Origin of the sequence: Vibrio algarum (genome assembly GCF_028204155.1) — a bacterium.
GTDB lineage: Bacteria > Pseudomonadota > Gammaproteobacteria > Enterobacterales > Vibrionaceae > Vibrio > Vibrio algarum.
Window position 1 is genome coordinate 1,829,664 of record NZ_JAQLOI010000001.1, and the last position, 25,476, is coordinate 1,855,139.

Genomic DNA, 25,476 nt, shown 5'->3' on the forward strand with positions numbered 1-25,476 from the left:
CTGTTGTTCTGTTTGTAATAGGGAGTTTTTGTGAGTAATAGTGTATTAGTTATTTGTACAGGTAATATATGCCGTTCACCTTATGCTGAGGCCAAGTTAAAACAGTTACTCCCTCAATTAAAAATAGCGTCTGCAGGTCTTGCTACGGAGGTAAGTCGACTACAGAACAAACCAGCGGATCGTCTAGCAATTAAAATAGCAGAAGAGTTTGATGTGGATTTGTCCGCGCACAAAGCTAATCAGATAACACAAGAATTAGTTGAGGAATATGACATCATTTTGGCCATGGAGCCGGGTCAAATAGAGATACTCCGTGACTATTTTCCAAGTGCTGAATATAAAACGTTCTTGTTTGGTCACTGGATTAATGTGAAATGTATAGATGACCCATATAGGCAAGGAAGACATGCATTTCTTTACGCGTTTACTACTATTAATAAAGCGGTTTCAGGTTGGGTGGAAAAACTGACCTAAGCTAGCAATAGGACTTTTGTGAAAATATTCCCTTCAACGATGTAAACTACGTCACTCAATTTATGTCTTAGATAGATTGTTGCTATTTGAAATGAGTCAAGTATTCAAAAGTATTCGTGCTACTTTTAAAAGCAAATTCTAGCGTCGATATGTAAGATTGGAAACGTCGCAATGTGATTTAATACAACGAAGTGGTCGGTGTTGATTTTTTACAAGTTCGATTAAAAACTTCCTTTCATTTTTCTGTTGTCATTTCACTTCTGAGCATTTTACGAAATCAAAAATCAATCTTATGGCAAAAACCTAACTCGATTATTGTCACATCCTGTTAATTAAGTCTCATATCTGAAACATTTGCAGAAGGACAACAGTGACTTATTGATATTCTGCTGCATAATTTACACAATGGGTGAACATGTATTAGCACCTAATATGCACATAGTTTTACATTAGAATAGAATGTCGATACAGGCTGTTTTTAGCTATTTAGGCCGTTAACCTAAGGGCGGTAGCGTATTTTTCTTTGCGTTAGTTCGTGCTTATCAGAGATTTGATTTTATGTGTTGCAATAGGTGGCTTTAATTCGTTTTAAGATTTGGGCAATCAACCAAGTATCTAATAAAATTTTTGTCTTCGGTATTTCTTTTTTGGGAGTGAGTATATGTTAATACTAACAGAATGAATTATTGACTCTACGGGTAACACTGATAAATCGAGTGCTAATAAATTGAAATAGTGGGTTTTATATGAAATACCTTGTAACAGGCGCTGCTGGCTTTATTGGCGCAAAAGTAGTAGAGGAATTGTGCTTAAAAGGGCACCACGTAATCGGTATAGACAATCTAAATGACTATTACGATGTAAGTCTAAAAGTCGCTCGTTTGAGCCGACTTGAAAATACACTGTTTGAATTTAGAGTGTTAGATCTCGGTGATCGTGAAAGTATTAGCGAACTTTTCAGTATCGAAAAATTTCAACGCGTTATTCATCTTGGTGCGCAAGCAGGTGTTAGATATTCTATTGAAAACCCAATGGCGTATGGCGATAGTAATTTGATTGGTCACTTGAATATTCTTGAAGGTTGTAGACAGAATAAAGTTGGGCATCTTATCTACGCCTCATCAAGTTCTGTTTATGGTTTGAATGAGAAAATTCCGTTTACTACGTCGGATTCGGTTGACCATCCAATCTCACTTTATGCGGCAACTAAAAAATCCAACGAATTAATGGCCCATTCTTATTCGCATCTTTATCAACTCCCCACTACTGGTTTACGTTTTTTTACGGTTTATGGCCCTTGGGGTCGACCGGACATGGCGCCATTTATTTTCACTAAAAAGATTTTAGAAGGCAAAACAATAGATATTAATAATAATGGAGACATGTCGCGAGATTTTACTTACGTTGACGACATTGTAGAAGGAGTTATTCGAATCGCTGATATTGTGCCAACGAAGGATGATAATTGGACTGTTGAGTCAGGAACACCAGCGACGAGTTCAGCACCTTATAAAGTATATAATATCGGTCACGGCAGCCCAATTAAACTCATGGACTTTATTGGTGAAATTGAATCTGCTTTAGGTATCGAAGCGATAAAGAATTTTAGAGAAATGCAACCAGGTGATGTATACAAAACGTATGCTGATACGCAGGATTTGTTTAAAGTTACAAATTACAAGCCACATGTGGGTGTCAAAGAAGGTGTTAGAAGATTTGTAGATTGGTATAAGGAGTTTTATCAAAAATAATCATGTTTACTACAAAATATTTTCTATCATAGAAAGTGGCGTAAAAGCGTCGGCTAGGAATTAATTTATCAAAAGAGAAGTAAAAATGAAGATAGCAATTGCAGGGACTGGCTATGTTGGTCTATCAAACGCCATGCTACTGGCGCAGAATCATGAAGTCGTAGCAGTCGATATAATTGAAGAAAAAGTTGCACTGCTTAATAAAAAGCAGTCGCCTATTGTTGATGTAGAGATAGAAGACTTTCTCGCAAATAAAGACCTTAACTTTACGGCTACTCTAGATAAATTTAAAGCTTATGAAGCCGCCGAGTATGTGGTGATTGCCACACCTACCGATTATGATCCGGTAACGAATTACTTTAACACGTCTTCAGTTGAGGCGGTAATAAAAGACGTAATGGCGATTAACCCCCATGCTGTGATGATTATTAAGTCAACTGTTCCAGTGGGCTATACGGAAAATATTAAGCAAGTACTAGGCTGTGATAATATTATTTTTTCTCCTGAGTTTTTGAGAGAGGGTAAAGCTCTATATGATAACTTACATCCTTCACGCATTATTGTTGGTGAACAGAGCGAAAGAGCTGAAGTGTTTGCAGGTTTGTTGATAGAAGGAGCAGTTAAACAAGATATCGATGTATTGTATACAAACTCGACGGAAGCGGAAGCGGTGAAGCTGTTTTCCAATACCTACCTAGCGATGCGTGTTGCCTATTTCAACGAGTTAGATTCTTATGCCGAAGCCTATGGTTTAGACCCACGTCAGATTATCGAAGGTGTCGGTTTAGACCCTCGTATTGGTAATCACTATAATAATCCCTCGTTTGGTTATGGTGGTTATTGCTTGCCTAAAGATACCAAGCAGCTTCTGGCTAATTATCAAGAGGTACCAAATAACATAATAGGTGCAATTGTTGACGCCAACCGAACACGCAAAGACTTTGTTGCAGAATCTATTTTGAAAAGAGCACCAAAAGTGGTTGGTATCTATCGTTTGATCATGAAAGCGGGTTCTGACAACTTTAGAGCTTCATCTGTGCAAGGTATTATGAAACGATTAAAAGCGAAAGGTGTCGAAATTGTAGTGTTTGAGCCTGCATTAAAAGAAGAGCATTTCTTCGGTTCCAGAGTTGTCAATGACATGGAAGAGTTCAAGCAGGTATCAGATGTCATCGTTTCTAACCGTATGGTTGATGAAATCAAAGATGTTAAAGATAAAGTCTACACTCGTGATCTATTCGGTTCCGACTAGCTTAATTTAGCATCCATAACATGCCAATTAAGACTAAGTAATGACACAACTAACCTGTTTCAAATCTAACGATATTCGTGGAAGGTTGAGTGACGAGATCACGCCAGACATAGCTTATCGTATTGGTCTTGCTTTTGCTGATCATCTAAAACCAAGTTCAATCGTGGTTGGATGTGATGGGACAGTTGCGTCTAATCTTCTTAAAGATGAATTGGTTCAGGGATTGGTGAATTCTGGTGTTGATGTTATCGATTTAGGGCTATTGGGCAAGGAAGAGCTTTTTTATTCATTAGTGAAACTAAACCCAGACGGTGCGTTGATGGTTAGCTCCGCGGTGAGCCTGGTTAACTGCTATGTGGTGAAGTTACTTGGTAAAGATTTGTTGCCCATCAATGCTCATAATGGGCTGTTGGATATCAAACACTTGGTACAAAAGCTGACGCACGAGAAACGAAACGTTGCAGCAAAAGGACGCTTAGAACAGGTTTCATACCGGCAACACTATGTCGATAGATTGTTCGACAATATTGCTTGGAAAGATATAAAGCCAATGAAGCTTGTGGTGAATACAGCCTATGGTGTTGCTTCGGAAATTATCGATGAACTAGAAACGCGTTTTCGCAGTTTTGGCATACCTATCTCGCTTATTAAACTGCACCATAGAGACAATCATGGTTTAGATACGCGAGTTTCGGATTTTCCGCTTTTTGATATAAGGTTAGATACAGCAAAGTTAGTTGTCGCGTCGGGTGCGGATATGGGGATAAGTTGGGATAACGATTTTAATCGCTGTTTTATCTTTGATGATAAAGGCCGCTATGTTGAACCATACTACATGGTGGGTTTGCTAGCTGAAGCAATGCTGCTAAAACACCCAGGAATGAAAGTGGTTCACGACCATGTGTTGTATTGGAATACTCGGCAGGTTATCGCTGCAAATGGTGGGATACCGGTTGCAGCTAAAAGAGGGCGCACACACTTTCAAAAAGAGATGCTAGATTCCAATGCGCTATATGGTGGTGAAAGTAGTGCTTACCATTATTTCAAAGATTTTACGTATTGTGGTTCGGGTATGATTCCGTGGTTAATCATTGCAGAGTATATGTCGGCTACAAACCAGAAGTTATCGATAATCCTGTCCGAAAAAATATGTGCTTACCCTACATCGGGTGAAATTAAAATAACATCAAGTGACCCCAAACTCGCGGTGGTTCGTCTGCTCAATTATTATAAAACTACGTACAGTTATAAAAATCTGGTTGATGGAATCGGGCTAGAGTTTGAAGACTATTCTCAAGCGTGGCGATTTAACCTCCGAATGTCGACTAAACTGCAGGTGCTAAAGTTAAACGTTGAAGCCGATTCCGATAAGCAGTTAGTCGATGATAAAGTCCGCGAAGTGATAGCGGTGCTTAAGAAGGGATCCAATTAATACCACCGAAATTCCCGTTTTCACGGGAACGACGGAAAGGTGTTAATGTGGGATAAAGGTGACGATGACGATAGCGTTTGAGATAGTGGTAGCAATGGGACTCACGCTTATATTCTATCGCTAAACGTTCATAATCACTCGAGTGTCTTCGCTTAGCGATTCAAGTTCTTTGGTGACGTCGTTAATAGCCACATCTTTTGGTAAGCGAATCGATAGAGTTGCGGTAAACAGGCTTGAGCTAACACCACCGCCTCCTGCAACAAAGACTCTTTGACAGTCCATATCAAGAATATTAATGCCTTGTCCATCAAGGACATTGGTAATCTCGTTCACAATACCCGCTCTATCGTTTGAATCTAATCTCAGTTGGAAGATTTCCTCTGCACCATGAGATGGGTCTGTATCGCTATCGGTAAACTTAACCAATAGATCCGGTTCGTTTTTGATCGTACTTTTAACTATTTCTTCGTTTTCTTCTGGCAATTCAATTTTGATGACCGCCGCGACTTGATCTTCTATAAAGTTAACCTTACTGATTAACCATTTTCCTCCATTTTCATGGGTGACGGCAGCGAACGCTTTAATCGTTGTCGGCGTAGCTTTACCGACGAAATTAACAATAAACGTTTTGTTCATAGAAAACCCTCCATGTATGACGCAGACCTAACTTACTGAATTGGAATACTATATTTAGTGTAGGTGTTATCTGCTAAGAAAGCTTGACCGTGATCTATATTTCAAGTTCTAATTTGGACGGATATCATGTTTCAATTACTCATCTTAACCAACTAATCAAAATTTGATTTTCAATTCTGCGCCAACAAATTGGTAGTCATACGAGGCACCTGCATCCATAGCGAAGGTTGCTGCGTCTTGATTGCCGAACCATGGTGTAGAAACAAAGTTAAATTCTGCTTCGCCTCCCCAAGCTTCCGTTACCCAATAGTGTATGTGCCCGACTGGGTTTAAGAAGAACAATGAAAAGCTACCCATTGATTTAGAACCCATCACTTCACCACCATTCGCGACGATATCTTGTTCCGCTTCGAACATCATTTCACCGACCATAGCGCCGAAAAATGGTGTTATGAAAAGATCCTGCCATGAAGGGACTTCCGCAAAGGCTTCTACACCATATTCCCAGAAAAAGGTCGACATGGTCCATGAATAGATGAAGGACTCGAATTCATCAAACCCAGAATGACGCGCTGCGGTGTAGTAAACGCCTCCAAAATAAGGGTGCATAATATAGTTTAAGATGTGCTCATCTTTATCCCAGGTAGGCCCCGCTTTGACGTTTTCCTTCCATTTGGTGCCTAGGTCACTAAAGCTTTTAGACTCGTCATCCCATTTGGTAATTGATTCTGGTAGCAGCGTCATAAAACCAACCGTTGCGACGCTCAACCCTAAGATGGTATAAGTTTGCTCTTTTAGATACTGCCAGTCTTTAGCTGGGCTGATAGTAAGATAAAGGGGAAGCTCTTCAGATTGAGGTTCCGAAGGGGCTTGATCCAGTGCGAACACAGAATGTGCTACAAATGGGTCTCTTTCTAAGCAGTAACTCAGTGGATTGCTACAATCTAAAGTATAAGAGAACTCAATGTGCTGGTTTGTATCGTATTGGGCAGCCAGTGCATTTGAGGCGATTAAAAGCGTGCTCGGAACAATATATTTAAGGCTCGCTGACAGAATTCTATTTTTGGTGGTTTTAATTGGCGGCACCGTGCATTCCTTGTCTGTCTATCATCCATATAAATCAATTATCTATGAAACAAGTAGGTAATCATAGCGATATTAGCAAACCTTAAACAATTTAATCTAAGGTTGTTAATGTAGCGTAGTTGAAAAATGAAGAGATTTTACACTTTTACAATCATTTCTCGACATCACATTAGTATCTAACGTAACGTATACGGAGTTTAATTAAAGAATAATATTTAACGTTGCGTTAAAGATAAAATAGGTCACTAGAATGGTTAATATTGCAATGCTCAGCACAGGTGAAGAGGTACTTCATGGGGATATCGTTGATACCAATGCTGCCTGGTTATCACGTCAATTTTACGAAGAGGGTTTTGCTCTTACAAAAAGAACGACCGTTGGCGATCAGAAAAAAGCGCTTGTTAATGAATTTATTTCCTTAAGCCTTAATCACGATATCGTAATTGTAAACGGTGGCTTAGGGCCAACCACCGACGACTTAACCGCAGAAGCGGCCGCCGTTGCTGCAGAACAAGAGTTGAAACTGTTTCCTGAATGGGTAGAGGTGATGAAAAACATGTTCGCTCGCCTAGGTAGACAGATGCACGATAGCAACCTTAAGCAAGCGATGTTACCGGAAACGGCAGAGATCGTGGATAACCCTGTGGGTACTGCCTGTGGCTTCACTATGATGATAAATGATGCGCGATTTTTCTTTACACCAGGTGTACCAAGTGAACTAAAACATATGGTTTCTGGTGAAATACTGCCTTACCTAAAAAGAGCGTTCCCTGAAAACAAACCGTTTAAAGTAAGTCGACTTTACACCTTTGGTTTGGGAGAGTCTGGGATAGCTACGCATTTGGACAAAATGGTATTACCAGACGGTTTCGAACTTGGCTACCGTTCTTATATACCGTACATTGAAGTGAAGCTGTTCGGCCCGGCCGATCAACCAGAGACACGGCTTAGCCTACTGAAAATAATCTATTCTCACTTAGGTGAAAATGTGGTTAGCGTCGATGAGCCTATGCTAGACAATATCGGTAGCCTGTTGTCTGAATCGAAAAGACGTGTGTCTGTCGCAGAATGTGCGACGGGCGGCTACCTTTCGAGTGTGCTTCAGATGAATGAGAAAACTCACGATTACTTTAAACAGGCATGGGTGTTGAATAAGGTAGACTCACTTCACAACGTTGAACAGGACCCGATAGCTGCCGCGCTCGCTTTGGCTGCTTCTATTCGCGAGAAGACGGATAGCGATATTGGTTTAGCCGTCGGTAAAATAGAAGAAAACAGAGTGGCGGTTTCACTTTCGACTAAGTCTGGTGAATGGGGACAGTGGGTTGAACTAAGCCGAAAATACGGCGCTGAAGATCAAGCCAAAGTGATCGCAACGATCTTACTTGATATGCTTCGCCGTCACGAAGAGAATAAACCGATATTTGGAAAATATGGCTTTATCCATCGCGTACGTGAACTGTTTGTCCCTGCGTCGTTGTTGTAGCGCTCACGTGGCTTTCACTTGCCAATTTATCTGATAATAACGGGTGCTTAGTGTACTCGTTATTACTAAACTTATTGACAGAGTGATGTAAGATGAATTTTGTATTCTTACCTTATAACAATACGATATAAGTGCTAACTCTATGAATAATATTATTTTTATTTTCTAGGTCGAAAAGTTTTAAGATTAACGCTAGATTAATTTTCTAATTGCCTTAGACTGAAATTAGGCTCGTAAGAGTCTGTACGGTTCGTAGTATTTGAGGCGTACTCACCATGGATGGTAGGAGGTTTTATCAATGTTGAGTCAATCAAAAATCGAAGTTTGGTACAAAGTTTCTGGTCAAAGAATTCTTTTAGGCGAAACCTGTAGCACTGGGCAAAAGGATGTAATTTCTCTTTGGGTGGATCTTCCGCGTGATCAAGGATCTTCTGAAAATGAAGGTTATCGTTTGTCACTGTTTGATGACGATGGAAGGCACATTGCTGATAAGCGTGTTAGCCAGTCGAATGCTGAAGATATTTTAAACCATAGGCCTGTAATAGACATGTGCCAAGTAGTCAATCAACTCTGCTTTACTGTAGAAAAGCACCTTGAATCAGATATCAACTATAAGGGTGATCAGGCGGATTTAGCCTTTATCTGATAATTCACTTTAGATAATACAAGATTAGATTTTGCCTTGCTTATGCAGGGCAAAATTTCGTTAGCACTTGTATAAGCCATTTTAAAGCCAGTCTCTTCTATCTCCCCGTTAACTAATTCACAACGACACGCGCCGCAATGCCCATCACGGCAATGATACTCAGCTTGCAAACCCGCAGATTCCATCGCTTCTAGAACGGTGTGTTCTGACGTGGTTAGGATAGGAGCTATTGAATTAATAGTGAACGTAAACATTAAAGTGAATATCTCTTGATGTATTATTATGTATCCCCACGCAGAAGCATGGGGACAAGCAAAATCTAACCTCTAAAGCTCAAAGTCTTCAAAATCATCCGCATCGACTTCGTTGTCAATTTGGCCAACAAGATAAGAACTAATTTCCGCTTCTTGAGGGGCAACCTGAACGTTGTCTGAAGATAACCATGCGTTTATCCAAGGGATAGGATTAGAGGTGGCTTCTGGATAGGCGATTTCAAGCCCTACAGCTTGCATACGCGTATTGGTAATGTATTCCACATACTGCGACAGGATATCTTTGTTTAAACCAATCATCGATCCATCTTTAAATAGATATTCGGCCCACTCTTTTTCTTGTTCGGCAGCGGATTTAAAGAGGTCGAAACAATCTTGCTTACACTCTTCGGCTATCTGCATAAAGGCAAAGTCGTCTTGACCGTTGCGAAGTAGATTAATCATATACTGGGTGCCAGTGAGATGAAGCGCTTCGTCACGGGCAATTAGTTTAATGATTTTTGCGTTGCCTTCCATTAATTCACGTTCTGCAAAAGCGAATGAACAAGCAAAGCTTACGTAAAAACGAATCGCTTCTAACGCATTAACGGACATTAAACAGAGGTACAGCTTTTTCTTCAGTGTGTGTAGGTCAACGACGACAGTTTCACCATTGATGGTGTGTTTGCCTTCACCGTAACGATGGTAATCGTTGGTTAGCGCGATAAGATCGTCATAATAGCGTGAGATGTCTTTGGCACGATTCTGAATGTATTCATTTTCAACAATATCATCGAACACTTCACCTGGATCATTCACGATATTTCGAATGATGTGAGTGTAAGAGCGAGAGTGAATTGTCTCTGAAAATGACCATGTTTCGATCCAAGTTTCGACTTCAGGAAGAGAGACAAGAGGCAGCAATGCAACGTTAGGGCTGCGTCCCTGAATCGAATCGAGTAGCGTTTGATATTTCAGGTTGCTGATGAAAATATGTTTTTCATGTTCTGGCAGCTTGTTGTAATCGATGCGGTCACTTGATACGTCGACTTCTTCTGGACGCCAAAAAAACGATAGTTGTTTCTCGATGAGTTTTTCGAAAATTTCAAATTTTTGCTGATCGTAACGCGCTACGTTGACTGGTTGCCCAAGAAACATAGGTTCTTTTAATTGGTCGTTCTTGTTTTGTGTAAAAGTACTGTAAGCCATAGTCGCTTGTTTCCCTTCTTGCTCTAATACGTCGCTGCGTAAGAGCACATTATTATTCTGGTTAAATCTCGGCTCTTTTATAACTGAACCGAGACTTATTAAATGACATTGATAAAATAAATGCTAATAAGACAATTGGGAGAGATAACGCATTAGCGTTAAATCTTACAACCACCGCCTTCGCAATCTTCGTCTTCTTTTACTACAACTTCTGCACCTTGGTTATCGCTCGCACCATCTCGTGTGTTGTGATAATAAAGCGTTTTTACACCGTACTTATAAGCGGTGAGCAGATCTTTGAGCAGTAACTTCATCGGTACTTTACCGCTGATGTGTGCCGCAGGGTCATAGTTAGTGTTCGCAGAGATAGCTTGATCGACAAACTTCTGCATGATGCCAACAAGATGAAGATAACCGTCATTTTGTGGAATACTCCATAGAAGCTCGTAGTTATTTTTAAGGGTTTGATACTCAGGTACAACTTGCTTAAGAATGCCATCTTTAGATGCTTTAACAGAAACAAAACCGCGAGGAGGTTCGATACCGTTGGTGGCGTTAGATATCTGCGAAGAGGTTTCTGACGGCATTAAGGCGGTTAATGTTGAGTTACGCAAACCGTGGGTTTTTATCTCTTCGCGCAGTGTTTCCCAATCGTAATGAAGCTCTTCATCACAGATGAGGTCGATATCTTTTTTGTAGGTATCGATTGGAAGAATACCTTGCGCGTAACGAGTTTCGTTGAAGGAAGGACAAGCGCCTTGTTCCTTTGCCAACTTAACCGACGCTTTAAGCAAGTAGTATTGAATTGCTTCAAAGGTTTTATGAGTAAGACCGTTTGCGCTGCCGTCGGAGTAGCGCACACCATTTTTCGCAAGATAATAGGCGTAGTTTATAACACCAACACCTAAAGTACGGCGATTCATGGTGGATTTGTACGCTGCTGGCAACGGGTAGTCTTGATAGTCGAGCAGGGCGTCTAACGCTCTAACAACGAGATCAGATAGCTCTTCGAAATCATCTAATGATTCGATAGCGCCTAGGTTGAATGCGGATAAGGTACATAGTGCGATTTCACCACTGTCGTCTTCAACGTTGTTAAGTGGTTTGGTTGGTAGCGCAATCTCTAGGCACAAGTTTGACTGGCGTATTGGGGCAACACTTGGGTCAAATGGACTGTGAGTATTACAGTGGTCCACGTTTTGAACGTAAATACGGCCCGTTGATGCTCTTTCTTGCATTAATAATGAAAATAGATCGAGTGCTTTAACCGTTTCACGTTTAATGCTTGGGTCGGCTTCATATTGCGTGTAAAGCTGTTCGAACTTGTCTTGATCTTCGAAAAAAGCATCGTATAAACCCGGTACATCGGATGGAGAAAACAAGCTGATATTGCTGCCTTTCACCAAACGTGAATACATGGTTTTATTAATCTGTACACCGTAGTCCATATGACGCACACGGTTTTCTTCAACACCACGGTTGTTTTTAAGTACCATCAATGATTGAACTTCACCGTGCCAGATTGGGTAGAATACCGTTGCGGCGCCACCACGAACGCCACCTTGAGAGCAGCACTTCACAGCAGTTTGGAAGTATTTGTAAAATGGTATACAACCAGTATGGAATGCTTCACCACCACGAATTTCAGAGCCTAACGCACGAATTCTACCAGCGTTGATTCCGATCCCCGCACGTTGAGAAACATAGCGGACAATAGAACTAGAGGTTGCGTTAATAGAATCAAGGCTATCATCACATTCAATCAGTACGCAGGAACTAAACTGACGAGTTGGCGTACGCACACCGGACATGATAGGTGTCGGTAAAGAGATTTTGAAAGTGGATACGGCGTCGTAAAAGCGCTTAATGTAATCGAGCCTTGTCTCTTTTGGGTATTTAGCAAAAAGACAAGCGGCAACTAGGATATAGAGAAACTGAGCACTTTCATATATCTCTTTAGTTACGCGGTTTTGTACAAAGTATTTACCTTCAAGCTGTTTTACAGCAGCGTATGAAAAGTCTAAATCACGCTTATGCACAATGAACTCATCGATTTGATTGAGTTCTTGCTGTGTATAATCTTCGAGAAGGTGTTTGTCGTACTTACCGGAATCAACGAGCTTAGAAACATGATTGTAAAGAGTAGGTGGCTCGTATTGACCGTAGGCTTTTTTCCGTAAATGGAAAACAGCAAGACGTGCGGCCAAGTATTGATAATCTGGGCTCTCTTCTGAGATGAGGTCCGCAGCCGATTTTATGATGGTTTCGTGGATATCACTTGTGGTAATGCCATCGTAAAACTGGATATGAGATTTGATTTCGACTTGAGAGACAGAAACATTGTTTAGACCCTCTGCGGCCCACGTGATCACTCTGTGGATCTTTTCTAGATCAATAGTTTCCTTGCGGCCATTACGCTTTGTAACGGTGAGTTGTTGGTTCATTATTGTAGATTTCCCTAATGAGACTGACTTAAGCCCTTTTTTTGTAATTTTTGTAAAAGCAATAGGGGCTTGTGTGATCCATATCCCCTAAATGAAAAACGTAAAAACACTACATGTAGGGGTGTTGTATTGAACGAGTTACAAGATAGTGCGTATTGGAGGATATTTCAAGATTGATGTTGTGGGTTAGTTTGTGGATAACTTGAGGAATGTTGCTTTACAGTTAGTAGCCACTTACCGAGCAAATAAGACGACGATTAGTAGTAAAAAAATCGATTCCAATTGAATGGTGTTCTGAAAAGAAAATAAAAATATTTCTCTTGATCTTTGGCGAGTTTTGCATATGAAGATCTTGATTCAATTAATGGGCAAAACTCGCTTGATTTGTCGTCAATACGTGGACACTAATTAGGAAGTTGTGTATGTACAATGTAGTTCACGTCGACCCGTGACCCTAGACGATATGTATCGAAAATTGGGTTGTAATGGAGCCCCGTGATACCAAGTTCTAAAAGGTTCGTTTTGTCGACCATTTTTAACAACTCAGATGGCTTTATAAACTTTTCGTGGTGGTGAGTGCCTTGGGGAACTATCTTCAATACCTTTTCTGCGCCAACGATGGCGAATAAGTAAGATTTGAAATTTCTGTTTAACGTGGAAAAGAAAACATGACCTCCAGGTTTAACCAATTTCTCACACGCTTTAATGATAGAAAGGGGATCTGGTACGTGTTCTAACATTTCCATGCAGGTGATAACATCGTAACTGTTTGGGTTTTGTTCTGCGTGTTCTTCAATCGTACTTTGAATATAAGTAAGGCTAGTTTGTGTTTCTAATGCATGTAAACGGGCGACTTCTAATGGTTCTTTGCCCATGTCTAAGCCTGTTACCTGTGCACCTTGCTTGGCCATGCTTTCTGATAAAATGCCACCACCACAGCCTACATCCAAAACGTTTTTACCAAATAGCCCATTCGCATTATCTAATACGTAGTTAAGTCGTAAGGGGTTTATTTGATGAAGTGGTTTAAATTCACCGTCAAGGTCCCACCATCGTGATGCCATATCTTCAAATTTTTTAATCTCGTCTAGGTCGACGTTTGCTGTTGGTGACATTGTAAATTCTTCATTGGTGGTATTGAAAACGAATTATATACAGATATTGCAGTGACTTGAAAGCGGTTCTCCTAATAAAACTCATTGTAAATGGTGATGGGGAATTTGTGCTTGTAGATAAATAAAGACGAAAGTTTATCACTGTTGATCCGGTCTGTTTTTGTAGCCTTGAAATTGGAGTTTGCTATGTACAGATTCACCACGTTATCTACTACGTTATCAGTATTGTTCGGATGTTTTTCGACGTATGCTAATGCCAGCGAGCAAAGTTGGAAAAATGACGGGGAGCCGGCCCAAATAATCGAATTATTTACATCCGAAGGTTGTTCAAGTTGTCCGCCGGCAGACAAGTATCTAAGCCAATTTCAGCACCATGTTGGTCTATGGTATGACTTCATTCCTTTGGCGTTTCACGTCGACTATTGGAACTATCTTGGGTGGAAAGACGAGTTTTCTCATCCTTCTTTTACACAACGACAACGTTTGTATAAAAGTTATGGCGCCGCATCGTCGGTTTACACTCCGGGTTTTTTTGTGGATGGAAAGGAATGGCGCGGCTACTTTTCCCGAAGCCAACTGCCGGTCAAGAGTGCTTTTGTTGCAGGTGAACTCAATCTTGAGCGTATAGGAAATCAATTCGAGCTTTCATATAGTGAGCTAGGATCATACATGGCGCACTTTGTGTTGTTAGCGATGGATGAGAAAACGAAAATTAAAGCAGGGGAGAACAGAGGTAAGGAGTTGGAACATGATTTTGTCGTTTTAGAAAAGCAGCAATTGCTTTCTGAGTCCAACTGGACATTTGATATTTCAACATGGCCTGATAATGCAGACGCAGTTGCAGTTTGGTTGACCAAGAGAGATGAATTTCAGCCAATACAAACGGTAGCGGGTTTTCTGTCTTCTGCTGAATAAATCGCCCTTTCGGTAATTATATTTTAATACAATATAGTCAGTGTACAAATGATCGGCTCTTCACGTTCTCTTTTAATACGTGTATCACGCGCTAACATTTGAAACGAAACTTTTATCCCATTATCTTTGTAAGGTTAAAAATCTAGTTCTAGTTCTAGTTCTAGTTCTAGTTTTAATCTTTGTGCTGCTTTAAATTTTCCAACCTACAAATTAACTTCTGCTATTAAAACCTAAATTTTCTTATCTTAAGGCGCTAAGTTCAAATAAATAATGACACGATGAGGAGTGTTCCTGCTACCAAAAAATGGAATATTAAATTTCATATATAGATGTCGCATATGCCTCAAAAATTCACCTCGTTCATTGCTGAATATTGACTTACATCAAATTAATAAAATCGCAACATTTACATTCAGCAGGGAGGGCAGTAATACTAAAATCATATAATCGTACAATATAATTTATAAATTGGATGATTCGTCCGATTTGAATGCCGAATGGAGTGGGTATGTCCGCAGTTAAGTTGGAAAATCTGGTTAAACGCTATGGTGATATCACGGTGGTACACGGTATCGATTTGGAAGTTAAGTCAAAGGAATTTGTTGTTCTCGTTGGACCTTCTGGATGTGGAAAGTCAACCACATTACGTATGTTAGCGGGTTTAGAAGAAATAAGCGAAGGTGATATTTCTATTGCTAATACCATCGTTAATAACACTGCACCAAAAGATAGAGATGTGGCAATGGTTTTTCAAAACTACGCTCTTTATCCGCATTTAAGTGTGGCTGAAAACATCGCTTTTGGATTAAGAATCCGCAAAGTGCCTAAAGATGAGATCAAGAAAACGGTTAAGGATGTGGCGGAAATACTAGAACTTACACCACTGCTTGAACGTCGCCCTGCTGATTTGTCAGGAGGGCAACGTCAAAGGGTCGCAATGGGAAGGGCGATAGTTCGCCATCCTAAAGTCTTTTTGTTTGATGAGCCACTATCTAACCTAGATGCCAAATTAAGAACCCAAATGCGAGCTGAAATTAAACAACTGCATAAACGATTGGGCGTCACAAGTGTTTACGTTACCCACGATCAGGTTGAAGCTATGACCTTAGCAGATCGTATTGTTGTCATGAGTAATGGACGTATAGAACAAGTCGGAACCCCAATGGAATTGTTCAATTCACCTGCGAACACTTTTGTTGCAACCTTTATCGGTTCGCCACCTATGAACTTAATAAATGCGAAAGCTCTAGTTAATGGTGACGGTTGCTTTGCTGAGTTTGATGGACAGCGCTGTTTATTGCCGAATCTAGAGCAGTTAGAAGACAACAAAGAGATTGTTATTGGAATTCGTCCAGAATATATAGAGATAGAGCCAGTAGAAGGGGCTAGTGCCGTAAATGTACATGTCGAACTTGTTGAAACTTTGGGCTCAGAGGCGTTATTACACTGTCACATTGCCGGTAAACCTTTCGTAATAAAAGTAGAAACACATGGTCAAATCAGTCACCTAGAAAATGTGAAAACACTCTATTTCCGTCAAGATGCCGTGACCGTATTTGATAAGCAAACAACCAAAGCGTTTCACGTTTCTACTCGCCATTAAGGTAAGGAAGTATTATGGAAGATATCGATAAGATACCGGTAAAGAGTAAATCAAACGTGGTGAGCAAACCGGTGTGGTTTATCAATCATTTAAAACGAGAATGGCAGCTATATGTTCTTTTAGCGCCAACGATTATCTGGTTTATTACCTTTCTTTATCAACCCATGTATGGGTTGCAAATTGCGTTTAAAGACTACAGTGTTTTTAGAGGCATAACAGAAAGTCCTTGGGTTGGTTTAGAGCACTTTTACACCTTGTTTGAAAACGACCAATTTCTTCGTGCGATAAAAAACACCGTAATGATAAGTGGAGCAAGCCTGATTTTTGGCTTTCCTATTCCGATTATCTTGGCGTTGATGTTTAACGAAGTGATCAACCCTAAGTTCAAAAGAACGGCACAAACAATTGTTTATTTACCGCATTTTATCTCTGCTGTAATTATTGCAGGTATTGTTATAACTGCATTTGCTCCTTCAACAGGGGTCATCAATCTGATCCTAAATGCACTTGGTTACGACTCTGTCTATTTTCTGACTAAACCGGAATGGTTCAGAACCATTTTCGTCGGAACAGGAATATGGCAAGAAGCCGGATTTAGTTCAATTGTATTCTTAGCCGCCATTGCGGGGGTTAACCCATCTCTTTATGAGTCGGCGGTTGTTGATGGTGCATCACGCTTCCAAATGATGTGGAAAATAACGCTACCTTGCATATTACCAACAATTTTGATCATGTTAATTATACGTATAGGAAACATATTAGAAGTCGGATTTGAGATGATCATTATGCTTTATCAGCCTGCAACCTATGAAACGGCAGATGTTATAAGCACCTTCATTTATCGCCAGGGTTTACAAGCAGCACAGTATGATTTGGCCGCAGCCGCAGGGCTATTTAATGCCGTCATTGCGTTTATTTTAGTTTTGACTGCAAACACAATTAGTAAACGTGTTACTAAAACGTCTCTCTGGTAAGGAAATATTATGAGCTTAACAGCAAATATGAATTTGTATTCAAGAGGCGATAAGGCTTTTGTTTATTTGAATATGTTTTTAGTGGGTATGTTTACTATTAGTACACTGTACCCATTTATATACGTCGCTTCCCTTTCGTTTAGTTTAGGTGACTCTGTTTCTGCAGGTAAAGTGGTATTAACTCCCGTTGATTTTACTATTGCAGCATATGAGAAAGTATTGTTTGATCCAGCCTTTTGGACGGCTTACAAAAATACATTTATTTATACGATAGGCGGAACATTAACCAGTTTACTCATTATCATTCCAGGTGCTTATGCATTGTCTAGACCACAGCTGCTGGGTAGAAAATACTGGAATATGATGATTGCATTTACCATGTGGTTTAACGCTGGCATGATACCATTCTTTCTGAATATGAGAGATTTAGGCTTATTGGATAGCTACTTCGGTATCATTATTGGTTTTGCCTGTAATGCCTTTAATATCATATTACTGCGTAACTTTTTTGAGGCTGTTCCTTCTTCGTTTGAAGAGGCGGCTAGAATGGATGGTGCAAACGATTTTCAAGTGTTATGGAAGGTATTTATTCCTTTAGCGAAGCCTGCTATTGCAACCGTGACGCTATTTTGCATAGTCGCCCGTTGGAATGGATTCTTTTGGGCCATGATCTTGTTAAGAGACGAAGATAAAATCCCACTTCAGGTCTATTTGCGCCAAATAATCACCCAGTTATCTGATGATGATACGTTCGCCAGTACATTATTAAATTCTGCTTATTCATTCGAAACGGTTAGCTCGGCGATAATGGTTTGTTCCATTATTCCAGTGTTAATTATCTATCCGTTTATACAAAAATACTTCAACAAAGGCATCATGCTTGGGGGTGTTAAGGAATAAAACCTAAAACCTAGCCCATATAATAAAAATGAACAAATAGAACATGACCATAAATAAAACTAGAAACGGATAAAACAAAAGGAATTAAAGGAGAATATATGCGAATGGTAAAAACTCTACTTACTACGATAATCGTAAGTTCTGCTGCTTTAACCACGCCAGTGATGGCGGAAGGAGAGTACCTAGTTTCTGATAAACCACTGAAGCTAGATATTCACCTGCATCAAAAAAAGTTTGTTTATAACAATGATTGGCCGGTAGAAAAAGAGGCGGCTAGATTAACTAACGTTCAATTGAATAACGTAGCGTCAATGGCAACGACGAAGAGTGATGAAGCCTTTAACCTACTAATTGCATCCGGCGACTTACCTGATATCGTTGGCGGTTCAAGCATGAAAGACAATGTTAATCGCTATGGGCCTGAAGGTGCTTTTACACCACTGAACAAGCTGATTGACGAGCATGCACCGAATATCAAAGCTTTTTTTGATAAAAACCCTGCTATACGCAGTTCGATTTTAGCAGCGGACGGTAATATCTATTACATCCCTTATTTACCTGACGGGAAGTATGGTCGTGGTTATTTTATTCGTTACGACTGGTTAGCTAAATTAGATTTAGAAGTCCCACAAACCGTAGACGAGTTGTACACCGTATTAAAAGCCTTCCGTGATAACGATCCTAACGGTAATGGTAAGAAAGACGAAGTGCCGCTGTTTATGCGTCATTGGGAAGAGCTAATACGTTTGGTTACGCTTTGGGATGGTCGAACATCAGGCTCAGATAAATTCCATGACTTTCATGTAGTAGATGGGGAATTACGTCACGGATATGTAGGTGATGGTTATCAAGTCGGTATACGAAATTTAGCGAAATGGTATAAAGAAGGACTTATAGACGCGGAAGTATTCACTCGTGGCAGCCGCTCTAGAGAGTATTTACTATCTAATGATATCGGAGGCATGACCCATGACTGGTTTGCTTCTACATCAGGTTACAACGACGCATTTGCAGATGAAATCCCGGGTTTTGCGTTTAAAGCCTTTGCACCGCCAGCGTCGATAACCGGTAATCGTATCGAAGAACATCGCCGTGCTAGTGTGAAGCAAGATGGTTGGGCAATTTCATATACAAACGAGAACCCAGTTGAAACTATAAAGTATTTCGATTTTTGGTTTACCGAACAGGGACGTCGTTTAGCTAACTTCGGTATTGAAGGCGTTCATTACGATCTTGTGGATGGAAAAGCGAAATTTAAACAAGAGATACTTGATTCAGATACGCCGGTGAATGCTCAAATGTGGGCGATTGGAGCTCAGATCCAACGTGGTTTCTATATGGATTACTCAAATGAAGCGCAATGGTCAAACAAACATGCGCTAGAGGGGATTAAACTCTATGACGAAGGCGACTATTTGCTTGAACCGTTTTTGGGTGTTTCTCTAAATGCAAAAGAAAAACGTGTTTATGATAAGAACTGGGCAACCATTCGTGATTATATGCTAGAGATGCAACAAGCGTGGATCTTAGGCTCTAGAGATATTGACGAAGATTGGGAAAGTTACATGGCTCAAATTGATCGAATGGGCTTTGACGAGGTTATCGACGTCATGCAGTCAGCTTATGACCGTGCATATAAGTAGGTTACAGGCTTACTAACTTTTTAACCACAATACCAAGGTAATGGCATCTAACCATTACCTTCTTTTTTATTAGACTCCAACATTTCAGTGCGTTTTCACTTTTTAGTCGGAATTCATCAATTTGTATGCTCATAAAATCATCACTATTCAATAAATTAGGGCTTGGAATCTCTTCTTTCATGGGATTTGCAGGTTTTTGATGCAACAACATCATAAAAGGTGATGGAAAGTGGTGCGGATTTGGTACGTTTTGTGTTATATTTTTCGGCCTTGTACGTATCGAATATACGATCAAAATATAGAGGGAAAATGGCTCTATGAGCGATCTAGCTAAAGAGATCACGCCGATAAACATTGAAGATGAACTGAGAAGTTCGTACCTAGACTACGCGATGTCCGTTATCGTTGGTCGTGCTCTTCCTGATGTGCGTGATGGCCTAAAACCAGTACACCGCCGCGTTTTGTTCGCGATGAATGTGCTTGGTAATGATTGGAACAAAGGCTATAAAAAGTCTGCCCGTGTTGTGGGTGATGTAATTGGTAAATATCACCCTCATGGTGATAGTGCGGTTTACGACACGATAGTGCGTATGGCACAACCGTTTTCTTTGCGTTACATGCTGGTCGATGGCCAGGGTAACTTTGGTTCTATTGATGGGGATTCAGCAGCAGCGATGCGTTATACGGAAGTCCGTATGTCGAAGATCGCTCATGAGCTTCTTGCTGACCTTGATAAAGAAACAGTAGATTACGTCCCTAACTACGACGGCACAGAACAGATTCCTGCCGTTTTGCCAACCAAAGTACCTAGTTTATTGGTAAATGGTTCTTCTGGTATCGCAGTAGGTATGGCAACAAACATTCCTCCGCATAACCTGACTGAGGTTGTAGAAGGTTGCCTAGCATTTATTGACAACGAAGATATTACTATCGATGAACTGATGGACTATATTCCAGGTCCTGATTTTCCTACTGCTGCTTTAATTAGTGGCCGTAAAGGCATTGTCGATGCTTATAAAACTGGACGCGGCAAAGTTTACATGCGTTCAAAAGCGAACATCGAGACAGAGAAAAACGGCAAAGAAACCATTATTGTTACTGAAATACCTTATCAAGTTAACAAAGCCCGTGTAATCGAAAAGATCGCAGAGCTTGTTAAAGATAAAAAGGTTGAAGGTATCAGTGCATTACGCGATGAATCTGATAAAGATGGTATGCGTATTGTTATTGAATGTAAGCGTGATGCTGTTGCTGAAGTGGTTCTAAACAACCTTTATTCATTAACGCAGCTGCAAACTACGTTTGGTATCAACATGGTTGCGCTGGACAATGGTCAACCTAAACTATTCAACCTTAAAGAGATGTTGAAGTGTTTTGTTGATCACCGCCGTGAAGTGGTTACTCGCCGTACTATCTTTGAGCTTCGCAAAGCTCGCGATCGTGCGCACATCTTAGAAAGTCTTGCGCTAGCATTAGCAAATATAGATGAAATTATTGAACTGATCCGTAACGCAGCAACGCCGGCAGAAGCAAAAGCTGGCTTGATAGCTCGTGGTTGGGATCTTGGTAATGTTGCATCTATGCTTGAACGTGCTGGTACAGACGCAGCTCGTCCAGATTGGTTAGAAGATGAATTCGGTATTCGTGATGGTCAATATTACCTAACGGAACAACAGGCTCAAGCTATTCTAGAACTTCGTCTTCACAGATTGACAGGTCTAGAGCACGAGAAGATTCTTGAAGAGTATAAACAGCTTCTTGATGAAATCGCAGAACTGATGCTTATTCTTTCAAGCACAGAACGCTTGATGGAAGTTATCCGCGAAGAGCTCGAAATTGTTCGAGATACATACGGTGATGAGCGTCGTACTGAAATCATTGCAGCCGTCCATGACATGGATATGGAAGAGCTTATCGCGCAAGAAGATGTTGTTGTTACCTTGTCTCATGAAGGTTACGTTAAATACCAGATTCTGAACGATTACGAAGCACAGCGTCGTGGTGGTAAAGGTAAGAGTGCAACGAAGATGAAAGACGAAGATTATATCGAGCGTCTTTTAGTGGCGAACACCCACGATAATATTCTTTGTTTCTCTACCAGAGGTAAGGCGTATCGCCTTAAAGTTTTCCAACTTCCTCAAGCAAGCCGAAATGCTCGTGGTAAACCTATCGTGAATATTCTTCCTTTAGAAGAAAACGAAAGAATTACCGCAATTTTACCGGTGTCTGAATACTCTGAAGATAAATATATCTTTATGGCAACTGGTGACGGTACGGTTAAGAAAACATCATTGGCAAGTTTTGCAAATGTACGCTCTAACGGGCTTATCGCTGTGAACCTAAGAGACGATGACTCTCTAATTGGTGTTGATATTACAGACGGTAACAGTGACATTATGCTGTTCTCTAAAACGGGTAAAGTGGTTCGATTTAAAGAAGAACTTGTTCGTGGAATGGGCCGTACAGCTGCTGGTGTTCGTGGTATGAAGCTCGTTGACGGTGATCAGGTTGTATCGTTAATTGTACCTTCTAATGAAGGTAATATCTTAACGGTGACACAAAATGGTTACGGTAAACAGACTTCTATAGCAGAATACCCTACTAAAGGTCGTGCCACTCAAGGTGTTGTTTCCATTAAGGTTTCTGACCGAAATGGACATGTTGTTGGTGCAGTGCAAGTTGAAGATGGTGATGAGTTTATGATGATCACCGATGCTGGCACCTTAGTTCGTACTCGAGTATCGGAAGTGAGCCAGGTTGGCCGTAATACCCAAGGTGTGACGCTAATCAGAACATCTGAAGACGAGAATGTTGTAGCACTTCAGAGAATCGATGAAATCGAAGAAGCTGATATTGAAGAGTTAGAAGGGGAAGAAATCGACCCAACTAATGAAGCTAATCCAGCGGCTGATGTAGAAGGTTCTGAAAAGAGCGAAGACAATACTGATGACGACTCTGAAGAGTAATTAGTCATTAAGATTATTGAATAAACCGGGCTTTTAGCCCGGTTTTTTTTGTGCAAAATGTTAGTCTAAACCTATTATTATTCTTTATACCTTTTTATATGTCCGTATTTATACTCTGCTTATTACTCACGTTAATCATTTTTCTGTTTCATTATAAATATCAAAAAAATAGTGGGTATTTTACGCCAATTTTTGTGTCTTTTTCACTGTGTGCGATTTGTCTACTTTCCTGGTTTTATATTTTGTCACCAGATAAGGAACAACAAAAGGTTGTAAAATTAGCTGTTCCCTTAACAATTGACGAAATTATTGGTGAGATCCAAGACAAGCTAAGAGAAGACAAGAATAATGCTGATCTATGGTTTCAATTAGGGCAGGGCTACTTTGCGAATGGTGAATTTGACAATGCGAATACTTGCTTTGATTATGTTATACGTTTAACCGATGAGCCTTCTTCTACGGTTTTCGCCGCGAAAGCTACTGCACAGTATTATATAAGCTCACAACGTATGACTGATGAAGTAATGGAATTATTAGACATTGCTTTATCAAAGGATAGACTGAATGATACGGCTCTAATGCTTATAGCGAATGACCATTTTATAAGCTTTCGATACGACCAAGCGATTGAAACTTGGCAAAAGGTATTAGATTCTGAGCGACAAGGTATCGATAGAGTCACAATAATCAACTCAATAAACAAAACTCAACAATTGCAAAACAACTAGCTTGCATCTATTTGTTCATTTAATACCGTTACCTTATATCTTACTTAGCTAGGCTCCTATGGAAATAGGAGTCTAGCGAGCCTATTTCAGCAATCAAATATCTTGTTACACACATAATAACTGGTTTAGGTGCCGATCAGTTATTTAGTGGGATGGGTAAAAAGCATCGAATCGATGACCTAACAAAATGTCCGAAGGTTTCGAATTATGGATTTATTCTAACGATAGAAGATACGTTAAGGAAAAAAATGCCAGCAGAAGCTGGCATTTAGTGCAAGGTCAACGGGGAGGATGTTGACCTTAGCTGTTATTAGTAGCTGTATTGCGCTTCACGAGCTTTAGCTTTTTCTTCCCACTCAGGAACGAGAGTTTTAAGGAACTCTTGTTTCTCAGCATTCATCTTATCCATATCCATACCTAGTGCTTTTTGTGCAGCCTCTTTAGTAGAAATATCTGGAATTGTGATTGGGTCAGTAATGCCTTTCTTAGCAAGTAAACGAATAATCTTAGTACGTGCATCTGCCGCTCTATCAACCGCAGTACCTAGAATTTCTAGGGCAACTTCAGGAGCATGCATATGTACACCGTGAGATGCGATAGCATAGTCCCAACGCCATTGCGCGTGACGGATGTCCATTAAGATATCTTTCATTTCTTCTTCAGTCGCACCAACTTTCCAAGCTTCACCAGCTTCGAAGTGAGCAGCAACGATTTGTTTCTCAGCGATAAGCTTCATGTTAGTAACTTGAGCTTTACGAGTAGAAACTACGCCTTGGAAGTATTCTTTTTCTTGTGTGTGACACTGTGCACAAGTGTTGTCAAACGCGTCAAGTGGGTTACCCACTTTGTGGTCTGTGTAAACAGTACCATCGTCTTTCTCTACTTTAGGCATGTGACAATCAGCACAAACTACGCCGTTCTTACCGTGAATGCCCATTCTCCAAGTTTCAAAACCAGGGTGTTGTGCTTTCAACATCGGTGCTTTAGATACTTTGTGAGTCCAGTCTTTGAAGTTAAGAGCGTCATAATATTGCTCCATATCGTCAACTGTAGTGCCTTGGTCCCATGGGAACTTAACGGTTTTGTTAGGGCCTGTGAAGTAGTATTCAACGTGACACTGAGCACAAACGGTTGCTTGCTTCTCTAAATCACTTTGTTGCTCAAATGGCATACCAATAGCTTCAAATGCGCGCTCAACGTATGGACGAGTGATCATCAGATCAGGTTCGCCATTTTTGAATGCTTCACTCTTAGTATTATGACAGTCAGAACAACCGATAGGGTTAACGATTTCGTGACCTAAACGAGCCCATTTACCTGCAAAATATCCGTCTTCACCTTTTTCATCTATTACGCGAGCCACATCAGGGCTCTTACAGCTCCAACATGCCATAGGCATAGGCCCGGTTTTTTCGTCTTTTGGCGCGCCAGTACGAAGTGTTGCACGTAAATCGTCGATAGCATAAAAGTGGCCACGTGCTTTGTTGTAGTCTTTTGCGAAGCCGTAACCAGCCCACATAATGACCATGTTTGGATCACCTGCTAGAGCATCCGCTTTTTCAGTGCTTTCGGAAGTTGCCTTCCAAGTTTCGTACTGTTGTGCATGGCTACTCTCGAATGATTCGTTACGAGGGTCACCAATTTTACCATCTGCAGCGACAACAGTAGTGGCGCTCAACAAGCCCGCCGCTAAAATTGCAACTGATTTTGATATCCAGTGCTTACTCATGGTGTTATCTCCATGTTTATATGATTATTCAATTTATTACTCCGTTTATTTTTTTACCTAGCGTTGTGGACTGGTATCCAAAATAAGAATAGGAGGTACGTGTATATATTAGACCTTAAAGATAAATAAGCCATATAACCCTTTTTATAAAGTTGTTTTAGATCAATTTAATAAAGTGATCACGGACACGCTTTGTCTGATATACCCAAAAAGGGGTAGTAAGTGGATGCAATAAT

At 40.4% G+C, this 25,476-nt stretch carries 20 protein-coding genes; 13 read left to right on the forward strand and 7 right to left on the reverse strand.

Annotated elements, in window-relative coordinates; translation table 11 throughout:
- Positions 1 to 30 precede the first annotated feature (30 nt).
- From PGX00_RS08725 to PGX00_RS08740, 4 genes are all read left to right on the forward strand, one after another.
- Entirely contained in the window at positions 31 to 474 is a 444-nt protein-coding gene (locus PGX00_RS08725; RefSeq protein ID WP_272135328.1) for a low molecular weight protein-tyrosine-phosphatase, read from the forward strand.
- 746 nt (positions 475 to 1,220) lie between these two features.
- Complete coding sequence (locus PGX00_RS08730; protein ID WP_272135330.1) at positions 1,221 to 2,225, forward strand: NAD-dependent epimerase; 1,005 nt, start codon at positions 1,221 to 1,223, stop codon at positions 2,223 to 2,225.
- A gap of 85 nt (positions 2,226 to 2,310) precedes the next feature.
- Positions 2,311 to 3,477 carry a nucleotide sugar dehydrogenase gene (locus tag PGX00_RS08735; RefSeq protein WP_272135332.1) on the forward strand — a complete coding sequence of 389 codons (1,167 nt, stop codon included), beginning with the start codon at positions 2,311 to 2,313 and terminating at the stop codon, positions 3,475 to 3,477.
- Positions 3,478 to 3,517: 40 nt separating this feature from the next.
- Positions 3,518 to 4,909, forward strand: coding sequence for a phosphohexomutase domain-containing protein (locus PGX00_RS08740; RefSeq protein ID WP_272135335.1), 1,392 nt, complete (start codon positions 3,518 to 3,520; stop codon positions 4,907 to 4,909).
- A gap of 120 nt (positions 4,910 to 5,029) precedes the next feature.
- Here the strand turns inward: PGX00_RS08740 and PGX00_RS08745 are convergent, their stop codons facing one another.
- Both PGX00_RS08745 and PGX00_RS08750 read right to left on the reverse strand, forming a co-directional pair.
- The gene (locus PGX00_RS08745; protein ID WP_272135337.1) at positions 5,030 to 5,545 is read right to left on the reverse strand and encodes a glycine cleavage system protein R; all 516 of its coding nucleotides are present in this window, start codon (positions 5,543 to 5,545) and stop codon (positions 5,030 to 5,032) included.
- A 156-nt stretch (positions 5,546 to 5,701) separates the two neighbouring features.
- On the reverse strand, positions 5,702 to 6,622 hold the full coding sequence (locus PGX00_RS08750; protein WP_407702387.1) for a DUF3943 domain-containing protein: 921 nt from the start codon (positions 6,620 to 6,622) through the stop codon (positions 5,702 to 5,704).
- A 259-nt stretch (positions 6,623 to 6,881) separates the two neighbouring features.
- Between PGX00_RS08750 and PGX00_RS08755 the strand changes: the two genes are divergently transcribed.
- The gene (locus PGX00_RS08755) at positions 6,882 to 8,117 is read left to right on the forward strand and encodes a CinA family nicotinamide mononucleotide deamidase-related protein (RefSeq protein ID WP_272135339.1); all 1,236 of its coding nucleotides are present in this window, start codon (positions 6,882 to 6,884) and stop codon (positions 8,115 to 8,117) included.
- 298 nt (positions 8,118 to 8,415) lie between these two features.
- On the forward strand, positions 8,416 to 8,763 hold the full coding sequence (locus PGX00_RS08760; RefSeq protein WP_407702345.1) for a hypothetical protein: 348 nt from the start codon (positions 8,416 to 8,418) through the stop codon (positions 8,761 to 8,763).
- Here the strand turns inward: PGX00_RS08760 and PGX00_RS08765 are convergent.
- The 4 genes from PGX00_RS08765 to ubiG form a co-directional block, all read right to left on the reverse strand.
- Positions 8,739 to 9,017, reverse strand: coding sequence for a 2Fe-2S iron-sulfur cluster-binding protein (locus tag PGX00_RS08765; protein ID WP_272135341.1), 279 nt, complete (start codon positions 9,015 to 9,017; stop codon positions 8,739 to 8,741). The two genes, PGX00_RS08760 and PGX00_RS08765, sit on opposite strands and share 25 nt — an antisense overlap.
- 72 nt (positions 9,018 to 9,089) lie before the next feature.
- Positions 9,090 to 10,223, reverse strand: coding sequence for a class Ia ribonucleoside-diphosphate reductase subunit beta (gene nrdB, locus PGX00_RS08770; RefSeq protein ID WP_272138000.1), 1,134 nt, complete (start codon positions 10,221 to 10,223; stop codon positions 9,090 to 9,092).
- Positions 10,224 to 10,381: 158 nt separating this feature from the next.
- Complete coding sequence (nrdA, locus tag PGX00_RS08775; protein ID WP_272135343.1) at positions 10,382 to 12,667, reverse strand: class 1a ribonucleoside-diphosphate reductase subunit alpha; 2,286 nt, start codon at positions 12,665 to 12,667, stop codon at positions 10,382 to 10,384.
- A 404-nt stretch (positions 12,668 to 13,071) separates the two neighbouring features.
- Positions 13,072 to 13,782: a bifunctional 2-polyprenyl-6-hydroxyphenol methylase/3-demethylubiquinol 3-O-methyltransferase UbiG gene (gene ubiG / locus PGX00_RS08780; RefSeq protein ID WP_272135344.1), complete on the reverse strand. Its 711-nt coding sequence runs from the start codon at positions 13,780 to 13,782 to the stop codon at positions 13,072 to 13,074.
- Positions 13,783 to 13,968: 186 nt separating this feature from the next.
- Here ubiG and PGX00_RS08785 point away from each other — a divergent pair, with 186 nt between their 5' ends.
- The 7 genes from PGX00_RS08785 to PGX00_RS08815 all read left to right on the forward strand — a co-directional run bounded on the left by PGX00_RS08785 (position 13,969) and on the right by PGX00_RS08815 (position 23,511).
- Positions 13,969 to 14,697 carry a DUF1223 domain-containing protein gene (locus tag PGX00_RS08785; protein ID WP_272135345.1) on the forward strand — a complete coding sequence of 243 codons (729 nt, stop codon included), beginning with the start codon at positions 13,969 to 13,971 and terminating at the stop codon, positions 14,695 to 14,697.
- Positions 14,698 to 15,205: 508 nt separating this feature from the next.
- Positions 15,206 to 16,300 carry an ABC transporter ATP-binding protein gene (locus PGX00_RS08790; RefSeq protein ID WP_272135346.1) on the forward strand — a complete coding sequence of 365 codons (1,095 nt, stop codon included), beginning with the start codon at positions 15,206 to 15,208 and terminating at the stop codon, positions 16,298 to 16,300.
- A 14-nt stretch (positions 16,301 to 16,314) separates the two neighbouring features.
- The gene (locus PGX00_RS08795) at positions 16,315 to 17,274 is read left to right on the forward strand and encodes an ABC transporter permease (RefSeq protein ID WP_272135348.1); all 960 of its coding nucleotides are present in this window, start codon (positions 16,315 to 16,317) and stop codon (positions 17,272 to 17,274) included.
- Between the two features lie 9 nt (positions 17,275 to 17,283).
- Entirely contained in the window at positions 17,284 to 18,174 is an 891-nt protein-coding gene (locus PGX00_RS08800) for a carbohydrate ABC transporter permease (protein WP_272135350.1), read from the forward strand.
- A 98-nt stretch (positions 18,175 to 18,272) separates the two neighbouring features.
- Positions 18,273 to 19,817, forward strand: a complete 1,545-nt coding sequence (locus PGX00_RS08805) for an extracellular solute-binding protein (protein WP_272135352.1) — start codon at positions 18,273 to 18,275, stop codon at positions 19,815 to 19,817.
- A gap of 317 nt (positions 19,818 to 20,134) precedes the next feature.
- Positions 20,135 to 22,783 (forward strand): DNA topoisomerase (ATP-hydrolyzing) subunit A, encoded by a 2,649-nt coding sequence (gene gyrA / locus PGX00_RS08810; protein WP_272135353.1) that lies wholly within the window; start codon positions 20,135 to 20,137, stop codon positions 22,781 to 22,783.
- A gap of 242 nt (positions 22,784 to 23,025) precedes the next feature.
- On the forward strand, positions 23,026 to 23,511 hold the full coding sequence (locus PGX00_RS08815; RefSeq protein WP_272135354.1) for a nitrite reductase: 486 nt from the start codon (positions 23,026 to 23,028) through the stop codon (positions 23,509 to 23,511).
- Positions 23,512 to 23,821: 310 nt separating this feature from the next.
- On the opposite strand, the gene nrfA is transcribed toward PGX00_RS08815, so the two are convergent.
- A complete protein-coding gene (nrfA, locus tag PGX00_RS08820) occupies positions 23,822 to 25,240 on the reverse strand; it encodes an ammonia-forming nitrite reductase cytochrome c552 subunit (RefSeq protein ID WP_272135356.1) in 1,419 nt (472 codons plus the stop codon).
- Positions 25,241 to 25,476: the final 236 nt, after the last annotated feature.

Excerpts from the sequence above, each read along its gene's own strand:
- PGX00_RS08730 (WP_272135330.1), top strand. The coding sequence starts at position 1,221 with ATGAAATACCTTGTAACAGGCGCTGCTGGCTTTATTGGCGCAAAAGTA.
- PGX00_RS08735 (WP_272135332.1), top strand. The coding sequence starts at position 2,311 with ATGAAGATAGCAATTGCAGGGACTGGCTATGTTGGTCTATCAAACGCC.
- PGX00_RS08740 (WP_272135335.1), top strand. The coding sequence starts at position 3,518 with ATGACACAACTAACCTGTTTCAAATCTAACGATATTCGTGGAAGGTTG.
- PGX00_RS08745 (WP_272135337.1), bottom strand. The coding sequence starts at position 5,545 with ATGAACAAAACGTTTATTGTTAATTTCGTCGGTAAAGCTACGCCGACA.
- PGX00_RS08755 (WP_272135339.1), top strand. The coding sequence starts at position 6,882 with ATGGTTAATATTGCAATGCTCAGCACAGGTGAAGAGGTACTTCATGGG.
- PGX00_RS08760 (WP_407702345.1), top strand. The coding sequence starts at position 8,416 with ATGTTGAGTCAATCAAAAATCGAAGTTTGGTACAAAGTTTCTGGTCAA.
- PGX00_RS08765 (WP_272135341.1), bottom strand. The coding sequence starts at position 9,017 with ATGTTTACGTTCACTATTAATTCAATAGCTCCTATCCTAACCACGTCA.
- nrdB (WP_272138000.1), bottom strand. The coding sequence starts at position 10,223 with ATGGCTTACAGTACTTTTACACAAAACAAGAACGACCAATTAAAAGAA.
- nrdA (WP_272135343.1), bottom strand. The coding sequence starts at position 12,667 with ATGAACCAACAACTCACCGTTACAAAGCGTAATGGCCGCAAGGAAACT.
- ubiG (WP_272135344.1), bottom strand. The coding sequence starts at position 13,782 with ATGTCACCAACAGCAAACGTCGACCTAGACGAGATTAAAAAATTTGAA.
- PGX00_RS08785 (WP_272135345.1), top strand. The coding sequence starts at position 13,969 with ATGTACAGATTCACCACGTTATCTACTACGTTATCAGTATTGTTCGGA.
- PGX00_RS08790 (WP_272135346.1), top strand. The coding sequence starts at position 15,206 with ATGTCCGCAGTTAAGTTGGAAAATCTGGTTAAACGCTATGGTGATATC.
- PGX00_RS08795 (WP_272135348.1), top strand. The coding sequence starts at position 16,315 with ATGGAAGATATCGATAAGATACCGGTAAAGAGTAAATCAAACGTGGTG.
- PGX00_RS08800 (WP_272135350.1), top strand. The coding sequence starts at position 17,284 with ATGAGCTTAACAGCAAATATGAATTTGTATTCAAGAGGCGATAAGGCT.
- PGX00_RS08805 (WP_272135352.1), top strand. The coding sequence starts at position 18,273 with ATGCGAATGGTAAAAACTCTACTTACTACGATAATCGTAAGTTCTGCT.
- gyrA (WP_272135353.1), top strand. The coding sequence starts at position 20,135 with ATGAGCGATCTAGCTAAAGAGATCACGCCGATAAACATTGAAGATGAA.
- nrfA (WP_272135356.1), bottom strand. The coding sequence starts at position 25,240 with ATGAGTAAGCACTGGATATCAAAATCAGTTGCAATTTTAGCGGCGGGC.